Consider the following 6,953-nt stretch of genomic DNA (forward strand, 5'->3'; position numbering starts at 1 on the left):
AGAGCGAGCGCCATCCTTGCGCTCGCTCTGACCGACAGACAACGATCTGGCCGACAGAACCCTACAGTGCCGCTCGGGGCCACGGCGGCGGGATCACCGAACGACGGATGCCCAAATGACGACACCCTACGCACACGCTTTCTGGTCTCTAGGCGATCGCCGAGGTGAGATACGCCAGGCCGAACTGGACGACGCTGGCGACCTCATGATCAGAACCTGCTACTCCGCCATCAGCCGCGGCAGCGAGACGCTCGTCTTCAGCGGTCTGGTACCGGAAAGCGAGTACGACAGGATGCGCGCGCCCTTCCAGCGCGGCGATTTTCCGGGCCCAGTGAAGTACGGCTACTCCAACGTCGGTGTGGTCGAGCAAGGCGCACATGACTGGCACGGCCAGGCCGTCTACGCCCTCTACCCGCACCAGACGCACTATCGAATCCAGGCCGGTGACGTCATTCCCATCCCGGAGAACGTGCCGCCACAGCGTGCCATTCTTGCCGCCAACATGGAGACAGCGCTCAACGCGACCTGGGATGGGAGCCCCGGCCCGGGCGATCGCATCAGCGTCGTCGGCGCTGGCGTCGTCGGCAGTCTCGTGGCTTGGCTCTGCGCTCGCATACCCGGCACGCAGGTCCAGCTCATCGATATCGACGACCGCAAAGCCTTCCTGGGAGACGCCTTCGGGGTCCAGTTCTGCACGCCCGACCGAGCGGAAGGCGAACGGGATCTGGTGTTCCACGCGAGCGCGTCCGAAGCGGGGCTCGCGACCGCCCTGTCCATCGCAGGCTTCGAAGCGAGGGTGGTCGAAATGAGCTGGTACGGCGACCGAGAGATCCGTCTGCCCCTCGGCGGAGCCTTCCACGCCAAGCGCCTGGATCTGCGCTCGAGCCAGGTGGGCAGCGTCTCTCCCTCGCACCGCCCCCGCTGGGATCACAAGCGTCGGCTGACGCTGGCCCTGTCGCTGCTCGAACATGACTGTCTCGATGTCCTGATCAATTCGGAAAGTCACTTCCGCGACCTGCCCGAGACGCTGGAACGACTCTGCCGGGGTGGTGATGACACGCTCTGCGAACGCATCCACTACGACTGAATTCGCGTAATCCCGTCGAGACCCGTTGCAGGCGCCAGGAGCGGACGTCACCCGGGGCTCGACGCAGCACAAAGCTCATCTCGCCGACGTCAACCGCGTCCCTCGCGTCGGCACCCATGCAAGGAGACAGGGAATGTTCAGCCTCACCGTCCGCGATCACATGATGATTGCTCACAGCTTCAACAGCGCTACCTTTGGTCCCGCGCAGAAATTGCACGGCGCCACTTATGTGGTCGACGTTACCTTCAAGCGCCCGGAGCTGGATCAGGACGATCTGGTCGTCGATATCGGGCTGGCGAGCGACACGCTGAAGTCGGTGCTCAGCGAATTCACGCTCAATAACCTCGACGACATCGAGGAGTTCAAGGGCCGTAACACCACCACCGAATTCATGGCTCACGTCGTCTTCGAGCGACTGGCGCACGCCATCCGACAGGGCGCGCTGGGGGAAGGCGGCCGTCACCTCACCGCGCTCACCGTCACTCTGCACGAGTCTCATATCGCCTGGGCCAGCTACGAAGGCGGTCTATGAGCGACTTCACCTTGATCGTCGCCGGCGACCCGCAGCAGCTGACCGGCGGCTACATCTACGACGCCCGCATCGTCGATGCCCTGCGCGATCAGGGGTGGTCGATCGATGTCGTCGGGTTGTCAGGACGCTTCCCCGAACCCGATGCCGTTGCCTCGCATGCGCTGGACAGCGCCCTGACCGCCCTGCCCGACGGCAGCCGCGCGGTCATCGACGGCCTCGCCATGGGCGGGCTGCCCGCCATCGTCGAGCGGCACGCGACGCGCCTGTCGATCACGGCGCTGGTACACCATCCCCTCGCCGATGAAACGGGGCTGGGCAGCCCCGAGCAGCAACGGTTTCGTATCAGCGAGACACGCGCCCTCGCCGCGGTTGACCGGGTCATCGTCACCAGCGCCTACACGGCGCATCGATTGGCCGACTTCGAGGTTCCCGCAGCGAAGATTGCCGTCATCGAGCCGGGCGTGCATCGGGGCGAACTGTCGGAACCTGGTGGCGACACACCACGCCTGCTCTGCGTGGCCACCGTCACCCCGCGCAAGGGACAGGATCTGCTGGTCGATGCATTGGCACAGCTCGCCGCTCTCCCGTGGCAGTGCGATCTGGTCGGCGCGCTGGACCGCGCCGATCACTATGTCGAAACGGTACGTCGAAAGATCGCCGATTCAGACCTGACGAATCGTGTTCATCTGCTCGGCTCGCAGTCGCCCGAGCAGCTGACGCAGCACTACCGCACTGCCGACCTGTTCGTCCTGCCTTCGCACTACGAAGGCTACGGCATGGTCATCACCGAAGCGCTGGCGCATGGCCTGCCCGTGGTCACGACCACCGGTGGCGCCCTTTCGCATACGCTGCCGGACGAAGCCGGCATCAAGGTACCGCCAGGTGATGTCGACGCCCTGCGCAACGCACTAGAGCGAATGCTGGCCGAGCCCGAGGCGACGCAAGCCTACCGCGACAGCGCCCGCCGAATTCGCGAAACCTTGCACGACTGGCCGGCCGCCGCCCGAGCCTTTGGCGAATCCCTGCAACGTTCGGCACCCGTCGAGGAGTCGAATCCATGACCGAGGCAACGCTGGACGCCGACGCGGTATTCTCCGATCAGTGGCTCACGCTGCGTGAGTCCGCCGACCATCTGGCCCGGGATGCGCAGTTGACCCATGCCGTCGACCGGTGGCTGAGTCAGCGCGCCACACCGGCGCAACCGCTGAGTGCCGCGCGAACGATCGTCGACCTTGGCTGCGGCAGTGGCTCCAACGTGCGCTTTCTGGCTCCCCGTCTGCACGGCTCGCAGCACTGGCGACTGGTCGATCACGATGCCTCGCTTCTCGCCCACGCCCGTTTGCGCTGCGAGCACCTCAAGAGCCTGGATGGCCAGGCCGTGCACCTGGAAACCCGCACGGCAAGTCTCGATACGGCGTGGTCTCGCGATCTCGAGGGCGCGGACCTGGTGACGGCCTCCGCGCTCTTCGATCTGCTCGCACCCCAAGACGTCGAGGCACTGGCCGACGCCTGCGCCCGGTATCGCTGCGCGGCGCTGTTCGCCTTGAGCGTCGATGGCCACATTCGCTTCCACGATGCCTCCGGCGCCGCGCTGGCCAGCGACGATGATCGCTTCGCGTTCACTGCACTGGCCGCGCATCAGCGCCGCGACAAGGGCGCCGGTCCCGCCATGGGGTCGGAAGCGCCACGCCTTCTGAGAGAAATCTTCCACCGTCACGGTTTCAACCTGCGTGAAGCCAGCACGCCCTGGCGACTCGGCCAGGAGTCGCTGCCGCTCGTGGAATCGCTGATGGCGGGCTGGCGCAGGGCGCTCGAGGAACAGGTGCCAGCGCAGCGCAACCGAATCGCCCACTGGCATGGCCAACGCCTCGAGGCGATGCTGCAGGGCCAGCTGTCGTTGACGCTCGGCCATCGCGATCTACTGGCGATTCCTCGGGAGCCGCAGCCGTGAGCACGGCCCTGCGCGTGCTCTGCACGCTGGTCCTCCTCGGTGGGCTGGCCTGGTGGCTGGACGTCGGCGAACTGTGGGCCGAGCTTCGTGATCTCGACCCGCTTTGGGTGACTGCCGCCCTGTTGATCAGCGTCCCCCAGGTGGTGATCTCTGCCTGGCGGTGGCGCATGACTGCCCAGCGCGTGGGCGCTCCATTACCCTGGATCGAGGCGATTCGCGAGTACTACCTGGCCACCTTTCTCAACCAGGTACTGCCGGGCGGCGTCGTCGGTGACGCCGCGCGCGCCTGGCGCCACGGCAGCCGCTCTGGAGCGGCAGCCGCTCAGGCCTCGCGAGGCCCGGCCCTGAGGGCTGTCATCATCGAGCGAGCCTCCGGACAGATAGCGCTCGTGCTCGTGGCCATCGTCACCATCGCCTGCTCGACACCGCTACGTGAAGGCGCGGCCCGGGCCTTGGGCCATGCCGGTGACGGCTGGCACCTGGCCATCTCCGCGGCGGCGATGGCCGCTATTTTGACACTCTTGTTTCTCTGCCGACGGCGTATCGCGCGGAGTCTTTCGACCTTTACCGACGATCTTCGGCGCGCCCTGTTCGATTCACGCATCTGGCCACTTCAGCTGCTCAGCTCGCTGCTGGTCGTCGGGACCTACATCGCGGTCTTTCTCTGCGCCGCTCAAGCGCTGGGTGTCGAGCGCCGTCTCGATGCACTGCTGCCGCTCATTCCCCCGCTGCTGATGGCGATGGCCATCCCGCTGACCGTCGCGGGCTGGGGGCTACGCGAGGGGGCGGCGTCACTGATCTGGCCGCTGGCCGGCTTGCCAGCACAGGAAGGTGTGACGCTATCGGTCACCTACGGCCTTTTGATCTTCGCTGGCAGTCTACCGGGGCTCATCGTCTTGCTCGCGAGCCGCCCGCAGACGCGCGCCCCGACAAGGCAGACAACGGCTGCCGAGCCGCTTGCCGTCATGAACCGGGAACCGAGCGCATGAGCAGAGCCCAGACCGCCACAGCCAGCCGGCGTCTAGATCGAACGGCCGGCCTCGCGCCGCAGATCGAAGTCGAACAGTACGTCATTGCCGAGGGTGAAATGGCGACAGGCGGGCCGCAGCGCCTGGTCGAGCGTGTCGATCTCCGGCAGCGTGATGGCCGGGCGCCCGGACCCGATCAGCATCGGAGCCACCACGCTGTGAAGCCGATCGAGACAGCCGGCCTGGAGAAATCGCGAGATGGTCAAGCCTCCGCCTTCGATCAAGATTCGGCGGTAGCCAGCCTCCGCCAGCATCGCGATCACGTCGGCCGGGGCCACGCCTTGTGCCGCCGGCGTCAGACGATGGATCTCGACATGCTCTGCCACGCCACCGACCTCGACCCCGTCGTTGAGCAGATGCCAGGTCGGCGCCACCGCATCGGTGAAGACGCGCCGGCACGCGGCCACTCGCCCGCGCGGGTCAAGCACGACGCGCAGCGGGTTGTTTCCCGACACGTGACGCACGGTCAGCTGCGGGTCGTCGGCATCGACAGTGCCGGCACCGACGACCACGGCGTCGACCAGCGCCCGCAATCGGTGCAGGTGGACCAGGCTCGCTTGCCCGGTCACGTAGTGAGACGCGCCGCTGACCGTGGCAATGCGGCCGTCGAGACTCTGTCCGATCTGCGCGATCACGCAAGGCCCCTCGTTCAGCGCAAAGACGCACCAGGGCAGCCAGACTGTCAACAGCGCTGCCGCTTCCGGATCGAGTTCATGACTGCAGGACCACTCGCCGTCGGCATCGACGTCGAGCCAGACGGCATCGTCGCCGCTGACCTCCTCCAGCCTGCCATCGAAGGCGCTGGAAGACGCCAGGTCGGCAATTCGACGAATCCAATTCCAGGCCTGATCAGTATGTATACGAGAGGAGGGAGCAGAGAGGGTCATGGTCGTTCCTTGGCCAGACGAGCCCTCAGCCTAGCAGAGTTGACCGCTTCGGCGGAGGCGGTTCGGTCGAGGACCGGCATTCGCCAGCAACAGGAATCTCGATCAGGGATGCGATCCACCACTGACTCGGTCAGCCAAGGCGGCGATCGATCATGGATGACAGACAGGAGAAGAGCATGCGACAGGTAGAACGCGCGATTTTCGATCTACGACGCGGCCTCCCGGTACTCGTACGGGCAGCTAACTCGGACGTGCTGGTTCACCCGCTGGAGGGCTGTGACGACGAGGCGCTCGCCGCGCTCCATGCCCTCAGCGGTAACGAGCCGGCGCTGGCGGTGACACGCCACCGTCTGGCCCGGCTGGGGCTCGACACGGCGGACCGTATCGTTCGAATTCCGCTCGACCCCGCCGACACCGCCGAGGAAGTGGTTGCCTGGGCAAGTGCCGAGAAGAGCGCGTTGCCGCCGGAGATCACGCCCCAGTCGGCGAACGAGGGCACCGTTGCCGCCCTGGACATGATGCGCATCGGCCTGCTGATTCCGGCGGCCGTGGTGGGCGATGTCAGCGATGCACAGCGTGCCCGGGTCGAGACGCTGGTCGCCGACGGTTCGATCCTCGCCGTGGCCGCCGAACAGGTCGATGCCTATGCGGAAACGCGCTCGAACTTTCTCAAGCGTACCAGCGACGCCGAGATCCCCCTCTCCCACGCCGAGCGCGCCAGATTCGTCATGTTTCGCGAGGCTGACGGCATGCGCGAGCATATTGCCATCGTGATCGGCGACCCGAACGACTGGAGCGATGCCGTGCCGGTTCGACTGCACTCCGCTTGCCTGACCGGCGATCTGTTCGGCAGTCTTCGCTGCGACTGCGGCGAACAGCTCCGCGAAAGCGTGCGCGCGATCGACGAGCGCGGCGGTGGCGTCCTGCTCTATCTCGCCCAGGAGGGGCGCGGGATCGGTCTGGCCAACAAGCTGCGCGCCTACACGCTGCAGGACGGCGGACTGGACACCGTCGACGCCGACCACGTTCTCGGCTTCGGCGATGACGAGCGCACTTACGGCGTCGCGCTCGAGATGCTCGAGCAGCTCGAGATCGAACGCATCGAACTCCTGACCAACAACCCGGAGAAGATCGCGGCAATGGACCAGGGTGGCGTCGAGGTCGTCAATCGACGCGGCATCTACGGCAAGTTGACCAAGCAGAACCGCCGCTATCTCGATGCCAAGGCCAAGCGGGCCGGACACTGGCTGGAGGATGTGCTCAACGGTAGCGAGGAAGCGGGCCGTGTGACAGCGCTTCAGCGCCCCGCGGCGCGCTGAGTCAAAGATCGCTGACCGCTCCCACTGACGCCGGGCTCGTCGGCCGCCCCTTGACCGATGAGCCCGGCGTCTTTCGGGACGATGTCTCGAGTCGGACGTCGTTTCGGCAAGACAGTCAATAACGAGATCGGCAGCCTCTGCGGCTGCCG

General features: G+C 66.2%; 7 protein-coding genes. 6 read left to right on the top strand and 1 reads right to left on the bottom strand.

Going from position 1 to position 6,953, the window contains the following annotated elements:
- The first annotated feature begins 115 nt into the window (after positions 1-115).
- From IE125_RS11820 to IE125_RS11840, 5 genes are all read left to right on the top strand, one after another.
- On the top strand, positions 116-1,087 hold the full coding sequence (locus tag IE125_RS11820) for a zinc-dependent alcohol dehydrogenase (protein ID WP_189444888.1): 972 nt from the start codon (positions 116-118) through the stop codon (positions 1,085-1,087).
- A 133-nt stretch (positions 1,088-1,220) separates the two neighbouring features.
- Positions 1,221-1,619, top strand: a complete 399-nt coding sequence (locus tag IE125_RS11825) for a 6-pyruvoyl trahydropterin synthase family protein (RefSeq protein ID WP_189444889.1) — start codon at positions 1,221-1,223, stop codon at positions 1,617-1,619.
- Positions 1,616-2,680 carry a glycosyltransferase family 4 protein gene (locus tag IE125_RS11830; RefSeq protein WP_189444890.1) on the top strand — a complete coding sequence of 355 codons (1,065 nt, stop codon included), beginning with the start codon at positions 1,616-1,618 and terminating at the stop codon, positions 2,678-2,680. Before IE125_RS11825 ends, IE125_RS11830 begins: the two co-directional genes overlap by 4 nt.
- A complete protein-coding gene (locus tag IE125_RS11835; RefSeq protein ID WP_189444891.1) occupies positions 2,677-3,570 on the top strand; it encodes a class I SAM-dependent methyltransferase in 894 nt (297 codons plus the stop codon). The genes IE125_RS11830 and IE125_RS11835 overlap by 4 nt, the downstream gene beginning before the upstream one ends.
- The gene (locus IE125_RS11840; protein ID WP_189444892.1) at positions 3,567-4,559 is read left to right on the top strand and encodes a lysylphosphatidylglycerol synthase transmembrane domain-containing protein; all 993 of its coding nucleotides are present in this window, start codon (positions 3,567-3,569) and stop codon (positions 4,557-4,559) included. The genes IE125_RS11835 and IE125_RS11840 overlap by 4 nt, the downstream gene beginning before the upstream one ends.
- A 32-nt stretch (positions 4,560-4,591) precedes the next feature.
- Here IE125_RS11840 and IE125_RS11845 read toward each other — a convergent pair whose 3' ends face one another.
- A complete protein-coding gene (locus IE125_RS11845) occupies positions 4,592-5,485 on the bottom strand; it encodes a RibD family protein (protein ID WP_189444893.1) in 894 nt (297 codons plus the stop codon).
- Positions 5,486-5,661: 176 nt separating this feature from the next.
- On the opposite strand from IE125_RS11845, the gene ribA reads away from it, so the two are divergent.
- Entirely contained in the window at positions 5,662-6,804 is a 1,143-nt protein-coding gene (ribA, locus tag IE125_RS11850; RefSeq protein WP_189444894.1) for a GTP cyclohydrolase II RibA, read from the top strand.
- Positions 6,805-6,953: the final 149 nt, after the last annotated feature.

Origin of the sequence: Salinicola rhizosphaerae, assembly GCF_014652715.1 — a bacterium.
Classification (GTDB): Bacteria; Pseudomonadota; Gammaproteobacteria; order Pseudomonadales; family Halomonadaceae; genus Salinicola; species Salinicola rhizosphaerae.

Excerpts from the sequence above, each read along its gene's own strand:
- IE125_RS11820 (WP_189444888.1), top strand. The coding sequence starts at position 116 with ATGACGACACCCTACGCACACGCTTTCTGGTCTCTAGGCGATCGCCGA.
- IE125_RS11825 (WP_189444889.1), top strand. The coding sequence starts at position 1,221 with ATGTTCAGCCTCACCGTCCGCGATCACATGATGATTGCTCACAGCTTC.
- IE125_RS11830 (WP_189444890.1), top strand. The coding sequence starts at position 1,616 with ATGAGCGACTTCACCTTGATCGTCGCCGGCGACCCGCAGCAGCTGACC.
- IE125_RS11835 (WP_189444891.1), top strand. The coding sequence starts at position 2,677 with ATGACCGAGGCAACGCTGGACGCCGACGCGGTATTCTCCGATCAGTGG.
- IE125_RS11845 (WP_189444893.1), bottom strand. The coding sequence starts at position 5,485 with ATGACCCTCTCTGCTCCCTCCTCTCGTATACATACTGATCAGGCCTGG.
- ribA (WP_189444894.1), top strand. The coding sequence starts at position 5,662 with ATGCGACAGGTAGAACGCGCGATTTTCGATCTACGACGCGGCCTCCCG.